The sequence below is a fragment of the Vasconcelosia minhoensis LEGE 07310 genome (assembly GCF_015207255.1).
Classification (GTDB): Bacteria; Cyanobacteriota; Cyanobacteriia; order Phormidesmidales; family Phormidesmidaceae; genus Vasconcelosia; species Vasconcelosia minhoensis.
In genome coordinates this window covers 89,748-110,344 of the sequence record NZ_JADEXG010000004.1, presented here as the reverse complement: position 1 = coordinate 110,344, position 20,597 = coordinate 89,748, and the positions used below count along the sequence as shown (strand labels likewise).

The following is a 20,597-nucleotide window of genomic DNA, read 5'->3' as shown; positions in this document are numbered from 1 at the left end:
GCGGAGAAGCGTCGTGTAGGAGGCAGTTGTGAATATTACCGAGCTTTTCATCCAGGGCGGCATTGCTATGTGGCCGCTGCTGTTTCTATCCATTTTGGCCTTGGGGACCATCATCGAGCGGATTTGGTTTTGGTCGAGAACGCTCACCCGCGGCCGCGAAGTTTCGGGCCGGGTGCTAGAGGCGGCTCGCCGGGAATGGATTGCTGCGACGGAGATTTCCCAGCGCAGTCGGCTGATTCCCATGGGCCGCTTTCTGTTTGCCGCGCTGCAAATTAAGGACCCAGAGCCGGAGGTGTTTCGGCTAGCCCTGGAGACGGCGGCGAATGAAGAAATTTCGGCCATGCGCCGGGGGGATAAGGTGCTGGAAGCGGTGATCGCCCTAGCGCCGCTGTTAGGACTATTGGGGACAGTGGTCGGCCTGATTAATGCCCTGGGCTCGATCAACCTGACTGACCTGGGCGTCGGCGATGCTACCACGGGCACTGCCCTAGGCATTGGCGAAGCGCTGATTAGTACCGCCGCCGGACTGGTGATTGCGATCGTCAGCCTGGCTTTCTACCGCCTGTTTCAGGGCTTTGTCTTTGGCCAAGCCCGAGTCTTTCGCCAGACCGGCAATGAGCTGGAGCTGCTCTATCGGCAGGCCTGGTCGCTGACCGGCGGCAAGCCCAGCGAACTCAGCGGCAATTTTTAGCAGTCTTCAAACCCCAACCTCGCTATGAAACTTGAGCTAGATTCGCCCTCCGTTGTCGAAGATCTGCGGATTGAGATTCTGCCGCTGATCGACGTTATTTTCTGCATTCTGACGTTCTTCATCCTGGCGGCGGTGGGCCTGACCCGGCAGCAGGCCATTTCCCTGGACCTGCCGACGGCAGAGACCGGCACCGCCGTGCCCGAAAGCGCTGGGCGCGATCGCCTTTTTGTCAGCGTGGACGCAGCCGGACAGGTCTACATTGAGCAGAATCAGAGTCCCGTGCCGCTACAGCAGCTGTACGACATTTTGCAGCAGTTTCAGCAGTTTGCGCCTGAGGGGACTATCGTCCTTTATGCCGCCCGCGAGGCTCGCTATAACGACGTCATTCGCGTCCTGGATCTGCTGCGGGCGGTGGGGGGCGATCGCGTTGCCCTGGCCACTCTGCCCACCCAAACCTCCCTCGACCCCACCCAGCCCGGCGCGGATCCAAACGATCCAAACAATTTGCAAGACCCACTGAATGGCCAGTTTAACGATCCATTCAGCGACCCCTTTAGTGGCCAGGATCCGCTGAACCCGGGCTTTCCAACTCAGCCTGGGCTGCCCGACGGCAGCGGACTGCCGCCGATTAGCCCAGATAGCCCCCTCTCGCCGCAGCCAACAACGCCTAACGGTAGCACCGAGCAGCCGGACGGCCAGCAGACCCCGTCAGACGGCGACGAAGGCTAACGTTTGCTCGGTCCCAACCCTACCAGACCGGCATAGACTGCCTGGTCGCCTAGCTCATCCTCAATCCGCAGCAGCCGGTTATATTTGGCCACCCGCTCGCTGCGGCAGAGCGATCCGGTCTTGATCTGCCCAGCCCGGGTCGCGACGGCCAGGTCGGCAATAGTCGTATCTTCCGTTTCGCCAGAGCGATGGCTGATCACCGTGGTGTATTGGCTGCGCATAGCCAGGTTAATTGCTTCCAGGGTCTCGGTCAGGGTGCCAATTTGATTCAGCTTAATCAAAATCGAGTTGCCTGCGCCCTGGTCGATGCCTTTGGCCAGGCGGGTCGGGTTGGTGACAAATAGGTCATCGCCGACCAGCTGCACCCGATGGCCCAGCCGCTCGGTCAGGGTTTTCCAGCTCGACCAGTCCTCCTCATGCAGACCATCTTCGATAGAGATAATCGGATACTGGTTGGTCAGACTTTCTAAATAGTCGATCATCTCCGCTGGCGAATGGGCCGCGCCATCGTAGGTATACTGGCCATCTTGGTAAAATTCACTAGCCGCTACGTCCAGCCCCAGGGCTACCTGCTCGCCCGGTTTGTAGCCAGCAGCCTCAATCGCGGCAACCAGCAGGTCTAGCGCCTCCTGGTTTGAGCCCAGGTTAGGGGCATAGCCGCCCTCATCGCCAACGCCCGTGAGCAGCCCCTTCTGGTCCAGCACCTGGCTCAGGTGGCTGAAGATTTCCGCCCCCCAGCGCAGCGCCTCACGGAAGCTCTCGGCTCCCACCGGCAAGATCATAAATTCCTGAATGTCAACGTTATTCGAGGCGTGCTCGCCGCCGTTGATCACGTTCATCATCGGCACCGGCAGCACGTTGGCCATCGGTCCGCCCAAATATCGGTAGAGGGACAGATCGACTGCTTTTGCAGCGGCTTTGGCGTTCGCTAGCGAGACCGCAAGAATAGCGTTTGCGCCCAAATTTTTCTTATTTTCAGAGCCGTCGAGCTCAAGCATCGCGCGGTCGATTGCCGCTTGCTCAATCACATCGTAGCCGAAGAGCTCCCGAGCAATTTGGTCGTTGACGTTGCTGACCGCCTGGGTGACGCCTTTGCCGCCGTAGCGGCTTTTGTCTCCATCGCGCAGCTCGTGGGCCTCAAAGGTGCCGGTAGAGGCACCGCTCGGCACCTGGGCAAGCCCGATGATGCCGCATTCTAGATGAACCTCCGCCTCAATCGTGGGTCGGCCTCGAGAGTCTAAAATTTCCCGGGCCTGGATGTCCCCAATCGCCCTATCGATGGTGTCAAACATCAATCCTCTGTCCTCATCTTTGCGTTTTCCGTCAGAATAAAGATTAAGACACAATGCGAGGTTAAGTACGATGCGTTTGCTACACACGATGCTGCGAGTCGGCAATCTGGAGGAGTCACTCAAGTTTTACTGCGATGTCTTAGGCATGAAGAAGCTGCGCCAGAAGGACTATCCCGGCGGCGAGTTTACCCTGGCCTTTGTCGGCTACGGCGATGAGTCGGACCATTCAGTGCTGGAGCTGACCTACAACTGGGGGACCGATAGCTATGACCTGGGCGACGCCTACGGCCATATTGCCCTGGGCGTAGATGATATTTATGAAACCTGCGATCGCATTCGCGCCCAGGGTGGCAAAGTTGTGCGCGAACCCGGTCCGATGAAGCACGGCACTACCGTCATCGCCTTTATTGAAGACCCCAACGGCTACAAGGTCGAGCTGATTCAGCAGGGCACCCAGGGCTCGGCCCAGTCCCAGACCAAAGCAGCTGCAACGGCTTAGCCAAATCGTTCAGAAAGTGAGCCGCCGCGATATTTGGCTTCCCGGCATCTTCTCGATTGGCCCCTATTGTCGTAGACATCAGGCAAATCCCTGACCTCTATTCAATCCTTTTAACCGATCTAGGAGACCACCCATGCAGCTCAGCTATCGCGGCATCAGCTACCAGTCCCAGACCCCAGCGGTCAGCGTAACAGAGTCCCCAATCATGGCCAAGTTTCGCGGTCACACCTACCCGGTTCGACAGTCAGCCCAGTCCACCACAACTCAGCTGGAAGTCCTCACCTACCGAGGAGCCCGCTATCTCAAAGCCAGCTAAGCAGCCCGCTGATATTGATTCCCGAAGCTTAAAGGGATATGGCCAAGGTCATATCTCTTTTTTGTCTCCATAATCCGGTTTGAATACGCGATCGCCCACTTTTCAGGTATTCAAGAATGCATAAGCTGTTTTCGATGGCGCATTGCCGACGTTTTGTATTCGTCGTTCTCGCAATTTAAATAATTGAACGAATTGCTCTTGGCGGGCTAGCACCCTCGGCAACCGCTGCAGTCACCTGCTGATAGAGTTTTGGGATAGCAATATCAGGAAAAAACTGACTAGACTCCGTTTGATTGTATTCCCCAGGTGTTTGGACATAGATTGATAGAGTATTTCCTCGAATTAGCCATACCTCAGGCACCCTAAAGAGTTTGTAGTCTGCAACATTCGTAAAGTTAGCCACATCGACTTCAACTGCAATATCGGGTGGTGGGTCAGTTGCCAGGTCAATCCGACTTTTGCCGCTCACGGCTGCCCAGTTGCTGAGCCAAAAACAATGGTCGGGTTCAATGCCTGCCTGTTCGGGAATTTGCAGGGTGACAGGCGTAGTGCGAACGTAATCGCGCAGCTGCTGGTTGAGGATGGCAACAATCAAATCGGCAATAATGGCGTCTAGCTGGCCATGCTCGAAGGTTGGCATCTTAAGGGTCAAGTATCCGTTGGCATACTTAAAGCGTGGAGTACTATGATTGCCCCGATTAGCAACCAATTGCTGATACTCTGCCCAGCTCATTGGAATAGTTGCCACTGAACCATCTGGTAAAGACTTGATGGGCGCGATCGCAATCATGTTTCTGTACCAAAGCCTTGCTACTTCGTCGATTATAGGCTATCTGACAGCGGCTCGACTGTACAAAACTCGCAAGCCCACTATATCTGAGATTCAATGGTCGTACTCACCAAATGCAGATCACTTTCTCACTCAACCGGGTTAAGGTATCATTTCGGTACAGCGGCAGCATTAGAGCCGCCACCGCATTGCGCAGACCTGCCTTCGCGGCTTGGGAGCACCGCAAGGAAGGCGGATAAGCTTGTTGTGAGCCTCCTAACGTTCCGGCTGAGCGGCAGTAGAGCCGACCCCAACGATAGACGAAAAGTCTCTCAACTGTCCGCTCCAACCGGGCTGTTATGCGGTTTTTATGCAAGAGTTTAAGCCGATAATCAAAGTACTTCTTCGGCTAAAAGTTGACCTTTAACCCGTTCATATTCGTCTTCAAGAAGCCATTCTTGGGCAGCTTGATAATTAGAGTGGGTAACGATGAGCTTATAGCCAGATGCAGGATTAAAAATACGACAAGTCCCATCTTGATCACCCACAAGCATGAGAATCTTGGGAGGGAAAAGCACTGGATCAACCCAAAGCTCCAGGATTTTCCAGGTTTTAGCTTGTTCTGCGAGGGCTGGTGCGCGGGATTGCATGATACTCACCTGTTGTTTTCACAATTTTGATCTCGCCGTAGTAAAGAGGCGTTTGGCTCCCATCTGCTCTAATTATGTATCCGATTGGCTCGGAAAAGTAGAGTCCATATCGTTCGTAATCATCGTCTTCATCCTCGATTCCAGTTCGCTCTCCACCCGCAATAATAGCCTGTGTAACTCGTTTTAGGGTCTCGACATCGTTAAATATGTGCGCTCTGCCTTCTCTTCGGAGCAGTCTTTGGACTTGAGGGGTATTCGGCAAATGGCGATCAATTAGGCTCGGTCGGGGATCGGGAGTGATACCTCGGTCAATTCCGCTCATGGGTTGGGCGATCTCACACTATTTCAGAATCGTCACTGTAACCTAGATCTAGGTACCTAGAGCCTCTTGAAGTATCGAGCAACCGACTATAGCCCAAAGCCTAACTTTTCATAGGTGCGACGCGCTAGGGCATGACCTGGACCGCCTCCGGTTTCGACCATTGCAATGGACATCCCAGTATCTTTCATCTGAGCAATAGCAAATTCTATCAGAGTGCTACCAATTCCGTGACCTTGAAAGTCTGGATCGAAGGCGACCTTATATATTTCGCCCATGCTGGATTCGGGACCTAGTTTCGCGGCTACAGTGGAACTTGCACGAACGCAATCCACACTGTTGTGTTTTCGGCAGTGCAGATATCCTCGACCGCTTTTTTTGGCTCCCACACCAATCATCAGGATAGAAGGCTCAGTAAACGTCAGTATCCATCGTGTTTTGCATCGATTCAAAGACTGGAATCCATGCCCGAAGCGAAAGGCGGACAACGGCATCTAGATGATGAGGATTGTAAGACTCAATTTGCTTTTCGGGATGAAGTCTAAAATGCGCCTAAAAATTGTAGATAACTAAGCCGCATAACATTCCCAATCACTGGACACAAGTACTTTTAGCAAATCACTAATTGCTTAACTTTGCTCCGGTGCATTGGAATTGTTAGGCTTTTCTACGAAACAGTTTCCGGGCTTTTGACCTGCTTCTTGTCTTGATTATCTGTTTTTTGGATACCCAGTAAAGCTAAAGCTATCGCCTCCGGAATGAGTGCAGCAATTGCAGTCAGTTTTAGCGACCAAGTTTCAGATGAATTGAACAATCCCGCCAATCCACTCAAATGTGCGGAGAGTATATCAGTAGCATCAATGACAACGCATGCAAATAGAAGTGTCTTCACTGTACTTCTATCAGCAAAAATAACAATTACAGCAATCACAATATCTCTAACTGCCCAAACGCGCACAAGATATGGCATCTGAATGTTCGAGTCAATGGACATGTTCATTTGCTCCATCAACCGTACTGGGTCAGCATAGCCAATAGCACTGAGACCGAACCGAACCAGACACATTAACCCAATAAATAAAGCGACATACCAAACCTGACCTCTCATGTTTGCTCCTACGATCTCAATTTTTAGAAACCGTATGTAGAAGTTAAACTCATTGGTTGCTAAAGTAAAGTAGTTACCTTTTAGTAACTGCGTAACCTCTCAGGAACTACTAACACCTATGAAGGACTCAGAATGTGCTCCCCTCGAAAAGCTGCTCAATCAGATTTCAGGGCAGTGGACGATGTATATTTTGTGGACCTTAGATACCAATGGAGTGATGCGATTTGGTGAATTAAGGCGCAAAGTTGATGGCATCTCGCCTAAGGTATTGACACAACGGTTGCGGATGCTGGAAGAGAATGGAATTATCTATCGTTACTACGAGTCTACGATCCCGCCACAAGTTTCTTATGAATTGACTGAGCGGGGGAAGGAGTTATCTAAGCCACTCTACGACCTCTGTGAGCTGGCTTCACGCTGGTATGGTGATGAGACAAAGATGTAAAAACGCACCGATGTCATCTCAAAGCGATCCTCATCGGTAAAATAAGAAGCCTAACGTTGGGCAGAACCGGGCCGCCGCGGTTGATGCACCATTTCAAAAAACGCGTGACCGGCGGCTCCGTGTTCATGCCATTGTTATCCCACGGTTGTTTGGCGTTGACAATCGCACGCTCAAAAGAGCGGGTTTTCGGGCGCGGATATTTGATAGCCCGCCTGTCGAAGTTCGTTGTCCATTTCGTCGTGCCATTTCCTGGCGGCATCCATGCCAATGTAGACGACGCCACTGATGTCATTCGGTGTTTCGACGTCACCCTTCACCAATGCCGCAACCCGTGCGCGTGAGAGTTTCGCAATAAGGTAGCCGTGTTCAAAAACGACATTTTGGCGCGCCCGCCATTTGTAGGCCAGCGAATCCCGTTTTGCCCCAACGTCGCATTCCGTGTAAAGGACGATTCCAAATCCCACGTTCGTGTAACGGTCTATTTTCTCAATAATCGTCCGCCCGCCACTTGCTTGAAGGTGGAGAATGATTGGCTTTAGCCCTCTGGATTCAACGTAATCCTTGGCATCTGCCTTTGCGTGCTCGTCATGTATAATGCTCCCCAGAAACTAGACAGGACAATAAGATATAAAGCTGCACAAAATCCCCTAGAAAATACGGAGCGTTAAAAACTCATGCAGCGTAAACGATACAGTGCAGAACTCAAAGTCAAGATCGCCCTCGAGGCTGTCAAAGGCCTGAAAACGGTCAACGAGATTGCCGGAGAACATGGCGTACATCCAACTCAGGTGACGCAGTGGAAGAAGCAGGTGTTGGAAGCCTTACCCGAAGTCTTCAGCCGCAAAAGCGGGACTTACCACAAATCACAGGATGCATTGATATCAGAACTCTACCAACAAATCGGGCAGCTCAAAGTAGAGTTGGACTGGCTGAAAAAAAAATCTAGGGCATTGCCCGTCCGATAAACGTCAGCTGATAGAGCCTGCGCATCCCGGTATCAGCCTCAGCCGCCAGTGTGAACTGATCGGACTGTCCCGAGCCAGTTGGTACTACCAGCCTGCCAGTGAAACGGCCTATAACGAGCATCTGATGAAGCTAATTGACCGCCAATTTACAGAGATGCCTTACTACGGGGTGCGCCGGATGACGGCTTGGCTAAGGATGCAGGGCGAGGCCGTCAATCCCAAACGGGTCAGACGGTTGATGCGAAAGATGGGCTTAGAGGCAATCTATCCCAAGCCCAACCTGAGTCAGCCTGCGGACCACGTCAGACGCTATCCCTACCTGCTCAAAGCAGTGACCATCAACGCCCCGAATCAAGTCTGGAGCACTGACATTACCTATATTCCGATGCCCAAAGGCTTTGTGTATCTAGTGGCAGTGATGGACTGGTTCAGTCGCTATGTGCTTGCCTGGCGAGTCTCGAACACGATGGATGTGCGCTTTTGTATCGAGGCTTTGGAGGCCGCCTTAGCCGCTGGCAAACCGGATATCTTCAATAGCGACCAGGGGGCTCAGTTTACCAGTGAAGCCTTTACGACTTGCCTGGAGGCGCGGGGAATTCGCATCAGCCAGGATGGCCGGGGTCGAGCTTTTGACAACATCTTTGTCGAACGACTGTGGCGCAGTGTCAAATATGAGGAGGTGTATCTCAAGTCTTATACCACTGTGCTGGAGGCGCTCAATGGCTTAAATGATTACTTTGTGCTCTATAACCAGAAGCGTCTTCATCAGGCACTCGATTATCAAACCCCGGCCATGGTCCACTTTCGTTGAGTCAGGACTGGAAGGTATAAAATGATTGAAATCTAGTCAAAGCAAGCTTTTGCAGTCTTCTATCTTAATTTAGTCCTTTTTCTGTCTAGACAATGGGAAGCACTTTAATGCCCATGAACAATAAACCCTTGGCTTTTGTTGAATTCCGAGTCATCAGTCGCCGGCTCGTTTTCGGGAAGTTCATTACGCGACTGCTGGTTTTCTAAATCCGATTTGTGCCGCGACAGAATATCAAGCAGATCTCCCTGCTTTACAGCCCAGTGCGTTCGATAGAACTCAAATTCGCCAATGCGAAGCTCCAACGCAGCAGCGGAGATTATGTCTGGCGAAATGACACCGACTTGAGTATCCTGACGAAACTCAACCTTGTATGACCTTCCCACTTCCTTGATCGAAGTGATCTCCGCAACGAATGCGCCATCTTCGTAGTGTTCGTGCATGAACAGCGCGGGGTAATCCATAATCTTCCGGACAGCATCGCCGGTGAGATCACGGAATCGCATTCGAGTTTCATCGTCCGTGTACTCCAGGAAACGGGACACGCTTACTTCAACGGAATCGTCCGGGTCCTTCGGGCCAGCGTAACCGATAAAAAGGTTGTACATGCGAGCGAACTTACGTCGGGATCAATTGAGTGGGATAACTATTAATTAGAGGAAAAGTTTCCACCTAAGATCCTAATACGGGCACTTAGGTGGAAATATTTCAGCCTAAGATCCTTTCTGGGATAAATAGGTAGAATATGTCAGCCTAATATCCCTATATAGGTGATTAGGCTGACATATTCAGCATAATCATCCCTCCATCCAACTAGGGGCTCAGGTTTTTTTAAGGAATTATTTATAATCCCTTTGCTGGCTTTAACCCTGTGTAGATGCTGACTGCCTGTAACGGTTGCGCTACTGTGCTCCAATACTCGCCACAGCAACGGCACGGTTCGACCACAGCAGACTACCGAATGAATTATGCGGTAGCGCTCTCAAAATCCCGTGGTGTCAAAGGCTAGATACAACCGCTGAGTCTGCTAGCTCTGGAGCGAAACTAGTACCAGAGGCAGATACAGCCGCTTACCTGAACTAGGCAATTATCTAAGAAGTGACGCTATTGACCTAGCCGTATCTCCTACCAATTCAGCGCAGCCCGAATTTCGTCAGCTAGCTCTAGGGGCCGAAATGGCTTAACAAAGACCGTTACCACATCTGCCGGATCAATCTGAGACTGAGCTAGCGGCTGTACCTTGGCTGTTACAAGGATGACCGGGATTGTCTGAGTTTTGGGATCGGCCTTGAGCTTTTTCAGCGTTGTACGACCATCCATCTCGGGCATCATCATGTCCAGCAAAATCAGGTCGGGCGACTGCTCCGCTGAGATGTTCAGCGCTTCTTGGCCAGAACCGGCTTGGAGGATGGTCCAGTCGGTTTTTAGATTGAGGGCGAGGGTTGCGATCGCTCTGGCATCGGCCTCATCATCTACGAGCAAAAGGGTCTTACTCATGGGCTGCCTCCAGCGGTAGTGAAACCGTAAACGTGCTGCCCCGACCCATCTGACTTTCGGCCCAAATTTGGCCGCCGTGCTGCTGCACGATATTACGACAGATAGCTAGGCCGAGACCGGTGCCGTCTTTTTTACGAGCGTCGCTGGCATCGACCTGCTGAAAGCGCTCAAAGATGGTTTCAAGATTGCTAGCAGGGATGCCGCGACCCTGATCCTGCACCTGGATGAGCAGATTAGGACGGTCAACTCGGGCAGTCAGGCGGACCGTGGTATGAGCGGGCGAGAACTTGATGGCGTTGCTGAGTAGATTGGTCAGCGTTTGGAGAATGCGATCGCAGTCCGCATAGACCTGAGCCGCAATCGGCTCAACCTGGAGCTTGACCTGCACCTCGTTGGCCATGGGCTGCATGGCGGCAGCGGCCTGGGTGAGCAAATCGGCCACGTCGCAGGAGACTTTTTTCAGCGTTAGCTTGCCCGACTTGAGCCGTTCTAGGTCGAGAATGTCGTTGACCAGGCGAATCAGGCGCTCGGTATTCGAGGTTGCCATCGAGAGAATCTGGCGGCCCTGGTCGCTGAGCTGACCGAGCTGGCCGGTGCTGAGTAGATCCAGCGCCCCAATCAGCGAATGCATTGGAGTGCGCAGCTCATGGCTGACCACCGAGATAAACTCGTTTTCCAGCCGCTTGCGCTCGGTAATGTCGTTAAGCATATTCAGGGCGCAGGGCTGGCCTTCGAGGGTAATCTGCTCCAGACAAAGCAGAACCGTCCGCTGCTCACCGCTGTGGGTGCGGCAGTCAAATTCGTGATTGTGCAGAGCGCCGGTTTGCGACAGCTGCTGTAGCGCCTGGTCATAGCTGTGTGGGGCTAGCCAAAGCTGAAGCTGGTCGGCAGTGTGGTCGATCACCTGGTCGCGATCGTAGCCGGTCATGCGCAGAAAGCAGGGATTAACATCGACAAATCGATTTTCTGCCAGCGTGGTAATTGCAATCGGGCTGGGGCTGGCCAGAAACGCTTTGCTAAACTTCTCCTCAGCCCGCTTACGCTCGTCTATTTCGCGCTGGAGCTGAAGATTTTGGGCCTGGAGCTGCTGCTGTAGTCGCCGCAGCGAGAGATGATTTTCAATTCTTGCATGGACTTCCTCCACTTGAAACGGCTTGGTGATAAAGTCCACACCGCCGACGCTAAAGGCTTGCACCTTGTCGGGAACGTCCCCCAGGGCACTGATAAAAATGACGGGTATCTCGCGCGTGACAGCATTCGCCTTGAGCTGCTGACAGACCTCGTAGCCATTCATCTGGGGCATGTTGATATCGAGCAAAACCAGGTCGGGCGGCGCGGCCTGAGCCCCCCGCAGGCCGGTCAGACCCTTGGTGACGCTGCGAACTTTATAGCCGCGTTCGGTCAGCATCGACGAGAGCAAATGCAGATTCTCTGGCGTATCGTCGATGACGAGAATATCGGCCTTGGCAGAGTTAGACATAGTGGGTGGCGGCAGTGAGGTCAATAATTTCGTCGAAGCCATAGTTGTGAATCAGCTGTTTCAGGGCTTGAGACAGAACGCTGTACTCAGTTGGAATTTGCTGAATCAGCAGCAGCAGTTTTTCAGCATCGACCTGGACGGCGGCGGTATGGAGCTGCTTAATCCAGTCGGCTGGCATGACCGAGAGATCGACTGATTCTACGGATGGGCCTGATGCTGAATGCGGACTCGACTCTGAAGCAGGATGGGTAGCCGCATTCACGATTGTTTCATAGCGGTACTGAACACCCAGATGCTTGGCCATTTTGTCGAAAATGACCTGTTCCTGAAACGGTTTGCGGACAAAGTCATCACAGCCACAGGCGATGACGGCGGCGCGGTCTTCTTCGAAGGCGCTGGCGGTGAGGGCGATGATGGTTGGAGGGTGATGGGGTAATGGGGTGATGGGGTGATGGGATGTTCGCGCAGTGTTGCCGGAGGCGTTAGGGGTGGACGGATAGGTGGGAAGGGAGCGGATTTGGCGGGTGGCTTCGTAGCCGTCCATGATTGGCATGCGCATGTCCATCCAGATCAGGTGAGGATGCCAGGATTTGTGCAGGCTGAGGGCAGCGCGGCCATTGGTGGCAGTGCGGACGCTGAAGCCGATAGGGCTGAGCAGTTCGTTTAGCAGGCGGCGACTCGCGATCGCGTCATCCACCACCAGAATCCGATATTCCGGCTGGCCGGGCATCAGCCCAACGACGCGGCGGTCGGCGGGCTGGGACGGCCTGACTGCCTCAGTCGGCTGCACCGGAATGCTGAAGCTAAAGGCCGCGCCCTCGCCAGCAGCACTCTGGACCTCGATCTGGCCGCCCATCAGCTTGACAAACCGCTGACTAATAGCAAGTCCTAGCCCTGTGCCCTGATGGGTCGTGCGCGTTTTCGCTGCTTGAAAGAAGGGGTCGAATAGATGGTCGAGTTCGCCAGTATCGATACCGGGGCCAGTATCTTGAATCTTGAAGCGCAGCCAGACCGAAACGTCAGCTGAGCCGTTGGTTGTTTCATTAACTGAATTAACAGGCTCGGCTGCCTCTACCATTAGTGTCACGCTGCCCGCCTGTGTGAACTTGATAGCATTCCCCAAAAGATTGACCAGCACCTGACGCAGCTTGCCTTCGTCGGTTTTAACTGCCTGAGGAACCTCAGGAGAAATCTTAAAATACAGGTGAATTCCCTTCGCTTCGGCCTTGATCCGCAGCATCTCCTCCAGGGTCGTGAGCAGATGATAGAGGTCAAAGCGGGTTGGGTCGAGGGTAGTCCGACCGGCTTCAATTTTTGACATGGAAAGCACATCGTTGATCAGATTGAGCAAATGCTCGCCGCTGCGGCTGATGATGCCCAAGTAGTCTTGTTGGACTGCCGTAGTCCCCGCCGTGCGGGACATCAGCTGAGTAAAGCCGAGAATCGCGTTGAGCGGCGTCCGCAGCTCGTGGCTCATGTTGGCTAAGAATTCGCTCTTAGAGCGGTTGGCGGCATTGGCGACTTTGGCCGTTTTCTCTAGCTTGCGGCTGTAATTTTCCAGCTGTTTGCGAGAAAGTCCCAGCTGCCGAGCCAGCCGGTTCACGCCAATCAGCAGCACCCCTGCACAGGCAAATCCGACCAGCATCAGAGCCAAAGCCAGCCGCCGGGCTGGTTCAAAGGCTTCCGACTGCTCCATCTCGACCAGTAGCGCAATATCCTGCTCGGTCAGCCAGTGATAGACGCCGATGACGGGCCTGCCTAGGTAGTTGTCATAGAGGCCACGGCCGCTTTGTCCCTGTAGTGCGGCTTGAATACCGGGACTCTGAGGGCCATCAGGAAAGTTCTGAAGATCGGTACTGCTGCGAGAGATAAACGCTGTTTTGTTAGCAAGAGAGCCGATCACGTAGGTCTCACTGGTCTGGTCGAGGCCGTTTTCTTCCTTCACAATGTCGTCAATGCGCTTCAGATTTAAATCGGCTAAAATCACGCCCTGGCGCTGGCCACGACTATCCCGGACCGGTGCAGCATAGGTAATTGCTGGCTTACCAGTTTCTGGAGAGACATAAAAAACGGGGGCGAACTCGTCTCCCGACACAACTTCTTCGATGTAGGTCAGATTTGTTGCAATCACATATTTGCCTTCTTGGGCAGGATCGGTCGAGAGCACGATCTGATTGCTGCGGCTTTGGACTGAGATTTCGGTGAATTTGGGTTTTACCTCGGCAATCTCGCCCAGGTACTGGTTGAGTTCGCGCTCGGCGGCTTTGTATGCCGGTGAATCCGGTTCACTATTCAACAGCTTTTGTAAATTAGCCTGGACGGTGGGGAAGGTCGTGATGAGGAGAAAATCTTCTTCACAGGATTCTAGCCAGCGGCTGATTTCTTTCTCTTTCAGCGTCGCGGTCACGTTCAGGCGGCTGTAGGCCGCCTTCTCCAGCGCCCGCCGAGCATTCCAAAAGGCCACGCCGCCTACCGTAGAGACGGCTAGTAGCGCCAACAGTAAAAACGAGCTGGCAATTCGCGTGGTAAAGGTGAGCTGTCGGAGCTTCATGATGCTTGCTCAAAGATGGCCTGAATTTGGTCGATTGCCTGGTCGGCTGCGGCTTCGGCAGACAGATTGTTTGCCGCCATTTCCTGAATCACCTGGCCCCAGATATTTTCTTCCATGACGACGCCATAGGCCGGGTTTAGCGTGTTGTAAAAGGAGCGAGTGAGGCCCCGATCGAGGGTTTCGGTCACGGTCGAAATATGTGGATCCTGAGGGTCGCTCCAAAATTCATCAGCGCCAAACTGCTGGGTTACTGGCATAAAGCGACCGTAGGACGTTTTCAAGAAACTATTCAGCACCTCAGGCTGGATCAGGTAGGCCAGAAAATCTTTGGCTGCGGCCTGATTGGGAGAATCTTCAAACACAATTGCCTGCCGTACAATGACCAGATGCGGCATGGGGTTGCCGCTGGGCTTCTGGGGAAACTCAATCGTGCCGAGCCGCTGGGTATACAGCTCCTGATCGTTACGCACCGCTGCTGGAATCGACAAGGTCGGATTGGGCGTCATCACCAAGTTGCGGTTGAGCAGATGGCGATTGTTCTCTGGGTCAGACCAACTGGCGGCATCGGGCGGCGCGTAGCCCTCGCGATAGAACTGAAGATACCAGTCCAGGGACTGGACAATGCCCTGACGCACCTCGGGCCGATCGACCTGGAGCTGGCCCTGCTCGTCTAGCATCTCGACGTCGTAGGCTTCGAGCACCTGCTCAAAAATCTGGTAGGTGTCGGTAGCCACTGCCGAGTAGGGCAGACCGATGCTATAGAGGTCTGGATACTGGGGCCGCAGCTGGTCCTGCACCGTTTTCCAAAAATTCCAGAAGCCGTCCCAGTCCGTCGGAATATCAGCGGGGGTATAGCCGGCTTCCTGCAAAAGGTCTTTCCAGTAGAAAATATGGGTGGTGGACTGACTAAGCGGCACGCCGTAGTCATTCGGTTCGGTGCTGCCGTAGATTTTGGCGGCCTGCAGGGCGTCGGCGGTGTAGAGATCGCGCATCCCATCCACCACCTCACTCACGTCGGCTAGCTTCCCCTGCCAGTCCGTCACCGGGTAAACCGACTTAGCCGCAAACAGAATATCCGGCGGCGCTCCGGCCTGGGAAGCCCGCAGCGTCTTCGGCGCAATTTCACCAGAATTATAAAATGAGAGATCGACGGCCAGCCCGGACTGGTTTTGCCAATCGCGCACGACGGCTTCGATTGCCTCGTCTTCCTCAATCACGTAGCCTTTGTCCCACAGAATGACCAGCTCCTCTCGGGAAGCGGCATCGGGTTCGACGGCAGTTTCTGAAATCGTTCCCTGGGAGCAGGCCAGCGCAATCAGGCTGACCAAACTGCTCAGCAGCGCATAGCGGATCAAGCGAGACCGAAGTAGGTTCAGGACGTGACGTTTCAGCATTTTTGAATAGGGGAAGTTTCTATATAAGGTCAGAATATCGGAAGGGCTGAAATAGCGGCGAAAATGTAAGGTTTCTCTAAGCTGCTAATCAAACGGGTCGAAGGGGGGAAAGGGCTCGTCTAAGTCATAGGAGTCATAAGAGTCATAGGGCTCGTCTTCTGCTATCAGTTCCAAAATTTCATCGAAGCGAAACTGTAAAGTCAGCGTTCGGAGCCGGTCTGCTAAGGCCGACTGCTCTGGTGGAATCTGCATTAGCAAGGCTAAAATCTGCTCGCTATCGACCTGTACTGCCGCCTGCCACAGGGCTAACCGCCACGTCTCAGACATACAGCTCAGCTCCTCAACCGTAGCCCCAATTGGGTTTGTCGCCAGCGGCTGCACCAGGCGCATGGTCTGCTGACTGGCCAGTACGGCTATCGGCGTCGCCGGGGCGGCGGTCAGGCTAAAGCTAAAGCAGGCCCCAGCCCCCGGCTCACTGGCCACCTCCAGGCTGCCGCCCATCAGCTGCACATACTGACGGCTCATGGCCAACCCTAGCCCCGTGCCGCCAAGCTGAAGGCCGTTCGTGGTCTGGGCGAAGGGCTGAAAAATGCTCTGATGCTCTGCCGTTGGGATGCCCGGGCCGGTATCCTGAACCTCGAATCGCAGGGTATAGCCGGGCGCCTTAGCCTGAAGCGTTGCGCCAATATTGACCCAGATCCCGCCCGTTTGAGTAAATTTGATTGCATTCCCAATCAGCTGAATCAGTACCTGCTGTAGCTTTTCTTCGTCGCCTTCCAGATACTGGGGCAGGTCAGGCGCTGGGCAAAACTGAAGCGGCAGTCTTTTTTCACTCGCCCGCAGGTAAAATTTTTCGTACAGCCGCTGCAGGAGCCGATAGAGGTCGAACGGTCGCGGCTCTAGAACCGCCTGCCCCGCTTCTAGTCTCGTCATTTCCAGCACGCCGTTGACCAAGCTTGAAAGCTGGCTGCCGCTGCGGTGGATGATGCCGAGCTGCTGCCGCTGCTGGGGAAAGAGATTTGTACCGCCCTCCAACAGCTGAGTAAAGCCAATGATCGCATTCAGGGGGGTTCGCAGCTCATGGCTGATGCTGGCTAGAAAGGCGGTTTTTGCCCGATTCGCCGCCTCCGCTTCCGCCCTGGCGGCCTGAAGCGATCGCGCCATCAGCTGCCGCTCCAGCTCAGACGCCACCTGCGTTGCAACCAGCTGCAAAATCATTGCTCGCGGCTCGTCCTCAACCATGGGCTGAGTGTCAGCAATCGCCAGATAGCCCAGGGGCTCGCCTGCCACCGTCGCTAAGGGTACTGCCAGATAGCTGACGGCCTCTGGGAAGACCGACTGCCATTCGGGAAAATGCTCCAAAAAGCGATCGCGGTAAAAACAAAGCTGCCTGACGTTAGTCGGGCAGGGAACGTCGGCTCGGGCTAGCTCAACGTTGGCGGCTAGGCTGCCGTTGGCCCAGAAGGAACGCGATCGCAGCCGCGTCCGCTCCACATCGGTAAATTCCAAAATAAACGAATAGCCCACCCGCAAAACTTCGGCTAGGGACTGCACACAGGCCGGAAAGAAAGCGCTATCTGTCTGTATCGTAGACAGCGCGACCAGCCGCCGCAGCGCATCATGGCAGTCATAGCGATTAGCTAAAGCGTCAGTTTTTAATGGGGCATTGTCCGGCATGGGGCTTCTGCTCTCAGGGCAGGTTCTATCAGTTCACCCTATCTCCCAATCGAGAAGAACTCGGGAAGTTGTGACGCTGTCAGCACGCTTGTCAGCTGTGACCAGTCGCTAAGCTATTAGCCACAGTGATCGACCGTGACGGCAACATATTGGGCAGGCTGACAAAGTAGGGTTCGAGCGAACGGAACCTACCGAAAGTGAGTCACACCGGGCTGAACGTCATCCGGCGCATGAATTCATAGGTTTAAACCCGTTTCTCTGCTTCTCTAGATTCTAGTCTTCATCCCCAAATGACAGAATAACAAGAAGATCTTTAGAGAAAATTAGAATCGATATATCAAACGTACATGAAGTAGTAGGGTTCCACCCATTATCAATTCTGTTAATGAATATTTCTATTGGTTTATCGAAGAGGGAATATCAGGGTAAGCGCAAGAATCAATAAAGACTGCCTTATTGAGAAAAATGACTGCGTCTATGTCAACAGGGTAAAGCTATTGAGAAAGTCGAGTACGGAAAAATGGGGCTTCCAGCGACGTCCGCATCGCCCAAAAGCCAATGCATACTTTGGATACGATTTTCTTGCGCTTACCCTGCCCATGCTGCTTCAGAGCGATCGTATTCATCTAGGAGCCGCAGAGCAAGTTCTAGAACTTCTTCGGCAGAGCGGTATTTCCCAGCCTGGAGCTTGGTTTGAATAAAGCGTTCCTGGTCGGGAGTAAGGCTGAGGCTCATAAAAGTTTTGTATTCCGACTACTCATCACTTTAACCGAAAGCTCTATTGGCGGCTAGGGTTGTCGTGATGCTCAGCCTGTGCGCTTTGCTTGTAGGGCTTATACGCATAGTATTTGGGCCGCGAATCTACTCGGACGTGCAGCCAGGCCACATCGGCCCCGGACGTGCTCAGCCAGAGGGCGCGATCGCTAATTCGCAACCGCATTTCTCGACCTACCGCCTGCCACAGCGCCTGAACCTGTTCAGTTGGCCCCTCGCGAACGAACTTTGCCAGGTGAACGTAGGCCGACTCTGCCGTACGTGGAGACGGAACAATCATCAGCGCATCTCCGCCTAGATTCTCAAACGAAACAATCCCCTGCCCTTCAGGACTGAAGTAGTCTTGAAAATCATCAGGTTCGGCAGCGCGGTCTAGCTCAGGAGCATCGACCAGAACAAACTCAAACGGCCGCTGAACGCTGGAACAAGAAACGGACGGTGTTTCCCACATATAAGCAACGAACGGCGAATCAGTCAGGATTTCAAAGAAAAACGAGCGAAATGTATCGTCACTCTGCCACAGCCTTAGTACTTCAGAAAATACCAACGGCGCGCTGTCTCGATAGACTGCATAGCGGCAGCAACGCCCGTTCATTCTAAGCTCTGTCTTAACGCTGAACATTGTTCACAATGCCTATCATTCTAAATGACTGGTCTATATGGCCTGTCCAAACGCTTTGACGGCTTCGACGTGTCGGGGCATGTTAATGCATTCGTCGAATTTCTAGTATCCCGTCTAAAAAAGATAGTCGCACCCCAGGCCGGTCGATCAGCTGTTCAGCTGCCCGAAATTCTCGCCAGGTTAACCCGTCGATCAAAATAGGGGCATTGGACTGAGTTAGCGTTTGTGCCATGCTACTTTGACCTACTTATCAATTCCGATTTTAGCTCTTCTGGCCTAGCTGATTTTGCAGCTGCTTTTGGCGGCTTTTCCCAAGTATCACTAGGCTTTTAGGGCAACCGCTGCTCATCGGGTTACCACTCTTGAAACCAGCGCTCTCTCACGTAAACAATCTATACAAAGTCTGCCAAAGCCGATGCATTCCTTGCGACAGTAGAGATATACCGTGAGTCCAACGGGCTGCCAGCGGCCTCGAAACCCTTCAGGAGGTCAACCATGCCTATAGCCAGCATCAATCCAGCAACCGGTGAAAAATTTGCCGCCTATCCCCCCCTCAGCGCTGCGGAAATTGAGCAAGCCTTAGCCCAAGCGGCCCAGGCTGGGGCCGAGTATCGTCAGACCGAGTTTGCCCAGCGCAGTCAGTGGCTACACCGGGCGGCAGATATTCTGGATGGGAAAAAGCAGCAGTACGGGCGGCTGATGACCCTGGAGATGGGCAAGCCGCTCAAGGCCGCGATCGCAGAAGTTGAAAAAAGCGCCTGGGTCTGCCGCTACTATGCTGACCAGGCCGCTGACCTGCTCCAGGATGAAATTGTCGAAACCGACGCGGGCCGCAGCTACATCCACTATCAGCCGCTGGGTACCATTCTCACCGTCATGCCCTGGAACTTTCCCTTCTGGCAGGCGTTTCGGGCGGCGGCTCCAGCCCTGATGGCAGGGAATGGGGTGCTGCTCAAGCACGCTTCCAACGTGCCCCAGTCGGCCTTGGCGATCGCGGACATTTTCCAACAGGCGGGCTTCCCCGCAGGCATCTTCCAAACGCTGCTGATTTCGGCGGGGCAGGTGGCTGAGATCATCACCGACGAGCGGGTGCAGGCCGTCAGCCTGACCGGCAGCGGTCCAGCGGGGGCCAGCGTCGCAGCGGCAGCGGCGCAGTCGATCAAAAAGTCCGTGCTGGAGCTGGGCGGCAGCGACCCGTTTGTGGTCATGCCCAGCGCCGATTTGGACAGCGCGATCGCGACCGCTGCCACCGCCCGGCTGATCAACAACGGCCAGTCCTGCATTGCCGCCAAGCGCTTTATTGTGGCAGAAGAGATTGCCGACGCCTTTGAATGGGGGCTGGCCGAGCGGTTCAGAGCACTCAAGGTAGGCGACCCGCTGGAGCCAGAGACCGATATTGGACCGCTGGCAACGCCTGCCATTTTGCACGAGCTGGACCAGCAGGTGCGGTCCTGCCTGAGCCAGGGCGCGACGGCTCTGGTCGGTGGCAATCCCGATGCGCTTCAGGCTCAGCTGCCGGAACGGCTGCAGCCGGGCAATTTCTATCCGCCGACGATTCTGACCCAGATTCCGTCGGGGACACCCGCTGACCAAGAAGAGTTTTTTGGCCCAGTGGCGCTAGTCTTTCGCGTGCCGGATTTAGAAAGCGCGATCGCGCTGGCCAACGCCACCTCCTTCGGCCTGGGCGCTAGCGCCTGGAGCCAAGTCCCGCAGGAGCAGCAGCGCCTGATCGAAGCCCTGGAGGCCGGAGCGGTCTTCATCAACGGCCTGGTCAAGTCCGACCCACGACTGCCCTTCGGCGGCATCAAAGAGTCCGGCTATGGCCGCGAGCTAGGCCGACACGGTATTCTGGAATTTGTGAACACTAAGACAGTTTGGGTCAAATAGGCTCGCTTTCCCCAAGATGCTGCTAGTCAAAGTGTGACTGTGGGCTCATCGTTCGCTATGCAATAGGTCGGCGATAGTAGGTGATGTCTGTTCAAGAGTGGTTTGGCGGCGGCTTCATAAGTTC

20 protein-coding genes and 3 pseudogenes are annotated in these 20,597 nt (G+C 54.1%); 7 read left to right on the top strand and 16 right to left on the bottom strand.

The annotated features are described in order from the left end of the window. Positions 1 to 28 precede the first annotated feature (28 nt). Positions 29 to 691 carry a MotA/TolQ/ExbB proton channel family protein gene (locus IQ241_RS03140; RefSeq protein ID WP_193904954.1) on the top strand — a complete coding sequence of 221 codons (663 nt, stop codon included), beginning with the start codon at positions 29 to 31 and terminating at the stop codon, positions 689 to 691. A 24-nt stretch (positions 692 to 715) separates the two neighbouring features. Further along, positions 716 to 1,420, top strand: a complete 705-nt coding sequence (locus tag IQ241_RS03135) for an ExbD/TolR family protein (RefSeq protein ID WP_193904953.1) — start codon at positions 716 to 718, stop codon at positions 1,418 to 1,420. On the opposite strand, the gene eno is transcribed toward IQ241_RS03135, so the two are convergent. Beyond that, positions 1,417 to 2,712 (bottom strand): phosphopyruvate hydratase, encoded by a 1,296-nt coding sequence (gene eno / locus IQ241_RS03130; RefSeq protein WP_193904952.1) that lies wholly within the window; start codon positions 2,710 to 2,712, stop codon positions 1,417 to 1,419. The genes IQ241_RS03135 and eno overlap by 4 nt on opposite strands. A 70-nt stretch (positions 2,713 to 2,782) precedes the next feature. Here eno and gloA point away from each other — a divergent pair, with 70 nt between their 5' ends. Further along, a complete protein-coding gene (gene gloA / locus IQ241_RS03125; protein ID WP_193904951.1) occupies positions 2,783 to 3,211 on the top strand; it encodes a lactoylglutathione lyase in 429 nt (142 codons plus the stop codon). Between the two features lie 133 nt (positions 3,212 to 3,344). Beyond that, entirely contained in the window at positions 3,345 to 3,527 is a 183-nt protein-coding gene (locus IQ241_RS03120) for a DUF4278 domain-containing protein (protein WP_193904950.1), read from the top strand. Between the two features lie 175 nt (positions 3,528 to 3,702). On the opposite strand, the gene IQ241_RS03115 is transcribed toward IQ241_RS03120, so the two are convergent. The 5 genes and pseudogenes from IQ241_RS03115 to IQ241_RS03100 form a co-directional block, all read right to left on the bottom strand. Beyond that, a complete protein-coding gene (locus IQ241_RS03115) occupies positions 3,703 to 4,275 on the bottom strand; it encodes a Uma2 family endonuclease (RefSeq protein WP_322743557.1) in 573 nt (190 codons plus the stop codon). Between the two features lie 413 nt (positions 4,276 to 4,688). Beyond that, positions 4,689 to 4,946 carry a hypothetical protein gene (locus IQ241_RS03110; RefSeq protein ID WP_193904949.1) on the bottom strand — a complete coding sequence of 86 codons (258 nt, stop codon included), beginning with the start codon at positions 4,944 to 4,946 and terminating at the stop codon, positions 4,689 to 4,691. Continuing rightward, positions 4,909 to 5,268 (bottom strand): DUF6972 family protein, encoded by a 360-nt coding sequence (locus IQ241_RS26300; protein ID WP_390622412.1) that lies wholly within the window; start codon positions 5,266 to 5,268, stop codon positions 4,909 to 4,911. Before IQ241_RS26300 ends, IQ241_RS03110 begins: the two co-directional genes overlap by 38 nt. 86 nt (positions 5,269 to 5,354) lie before the next feature. Continuing rightward, a pseudogene (locus IQ241_RS26295) lies at positions 5,355 to 5,787 on the bottom strand (GNAT family N-acetyltransferase). 145 nt (positions 5,788 to 5,932) lie between these two features. Further along, complete coding sequence (locus IQ241_RS03100) at positions 5,933 to 6,373, bottom strand: hypothetical protein (protein ID WP_193904948.1); 441 nt, start codon at positions 6,371 to 6,373, stop codon at positions 5,933 to 5,935. A 118-nt stretch (positions 6,374 to 6,491) separates the two neighbouring features. On the opposite strand from IQ241_RS03100, the gene IQ241_RS03095 reads away from it, so the two are divergent. Continuing rightward, a complete protein-coding gene (locus IQ241_RS03095) occupies positions 6,492 to 6,818 on the top strand; it encodes a winged helix-turn-helix transcriptional regulator (protein ID WP_193904947.1) in 327 nt (108 codons plus the stop codon). 170 nt (positions 6,819 to 6,988) lie between these two features. Here IQ241_RS03095 and IQ241_RS03090 read toward each other — a convergent pair whose 3' ends face one another. Next, positions 6,989 to 7,414 (bottom strand): nucleotide-binding protein, encoded by a 426-nt coding sequence (locus tag IQ241_RS03090; RefSeq protein ID WP_322743560.1) that lies wholly within the window; start codon positions 7,412 to 7,414, stop codon positions 6,989 to 6,991. A gap of 78 nt (positions 7,415 to 7,492) precedes the next feature. Between IQ241_RS03090 and IQ241_RS03085 the strand changes: the two genes are divergently transcribed. After that, a protein-coding gene (locus IQ241_RS03085; RefSeq protein ID WP_390622411.1) for an IS3 family transposase occupies positions 7,493 to 8,594 on the top strand; the annotation gives its coding sequence in 2 pieces (ribosomal slippage) (positions 7,493 to 7,782 and positions 7,781 to 8,594; 1,104 coding nt in all). Positions 8,595 to 8,698: 104 nt separating this feature from the next. Here the strand turns inward: IQ241_RS03085 and IQ241_RS03080 are convergent. From IQ241_RS03080 to IQ241_RS03040, 9 genes and pseudogenes are all read right to left on the bottom strand, one after another. Beyond that, positions 8,699 to 9,199 carry a hypothetical protein gene (locus IQ241_RS03080; protein WP_193904945.1) on the bottom strand — a complete coding sequence of 167 codons (501 nt, stop codon included), beginning with the start codon at positions 9,197 to 9,199 and terminating at the stop codon, positions 8,699 to 8,701. 517 nt (positions 9,200 to 9,716) lie between these two features. Beyond that, positions 9,717 to 10,088, bottom strand: a complete 372-nt coding sequence (locus IQ241_RS03075; RefSeq protein WP_193904944.1) for a response regulator — start codon at positions 10,086 to 10,088, stop codon at positions 9,717 to 9,719. Then, entirely contained in the window at positions 10,081 to 11,568 is a 1,488-nt protein-coding gene (locus tag IQ241_RS03070) for a hybrid sensor histidine kinase/response regulator (protein WP_193904943.1), read from the bottom strand. The genes IQ241_RS03075 and IQ241_RS03070 overlap by 8 nt, the downstream gene beginning before the upstream one ends. Then, a complete protein-coding gene (locus IQ241_RS03065) occupies positions 11,561 to 14,119 on the bottom strand; it encodes a hybrid sensor histidine kinase/response regulator (protein ID WP_193904942.1) in 2,559 nt (852 codons plus the stop codon). The genes IQ241_RS03070 and IQ241_RS03065 overlap by 8 nt, the downstream gene beginning before the upstream one ends. After that, a complete protein-coding gene (locus IQ241_RS03060) occupies positions 14,116 to 15,513 on the bottom strand; it encodes an ABC transporter substrate-binding protein (protein WP_193904941.1) in 1,398 nt (465 codons plus the stop codon). Before IQ241_RS03060 ends, IQ241_RS03065 begins: the two co-directional genes overlap by 4 nt. Before the next feature lie 84 nt (positions 15,514 to 15,597). Beyond that, a complete protein-coding gene (locus tag IQ241_RS03055) occupies positions 15,598 to 17,190 on the bottom strand; it encodes a sensor histidine kinase (protein WP_193904940.1) in 1,593 nt (530 codons plus the stop codon). 597 nt (positions 17,191 to 17,787) lie between these two features. Next, positions 17,788 to 17,925: pseudogene (locus IQ241_RS03050) on the bottom strand (ribbon-helix-helix domain-containing protein); the annotation flags it as partial. Between the two features lie 43 nt (positions 17,926 to 17,968). Then, the gene (locus IQ241_RS03045; RefSeq protein ID WP_193904938.1) at positions 17,969 to 18,511 is read right to left on the bottom strand and encodes a DUF6940 family protein; all 543 of its coding nucleotides are present in this window, start codon (positions 18,509 to 18,511) and stop codon (positions 17,969 to 17,971) included. A gap of 163 nt (positions 18,512 to 18,674) precedes the next feature. After that, positions 18,675 to 18,818 (bottom strand): annotated as a pseudogene (locus tag IQ241_RS03040) (Uma2 family endonuclease); the annotation flags it as partial. A gap of 263 nt (positions 18,819 to 19,081) precedes the next feature. On the opposite strand from IQ241_RS03040, the gene IQ241_RS03035 reads away from it, so the two are divergent. Beyond that, positions 19,082 to 20,473, top strand: a complete 1,392-nt coding sequence (locus IQ241_RS03035; RefSeq protein ID WP_193904937.1) for an NAD-dependent succinate-semialdehyde dehydrogenase — start codon at positions 19,082 to 19,084, stop codon at positions 20,471 to 20,473. Positions 20,474 to 20,597 lie beyond the last annotated feature (124 nt).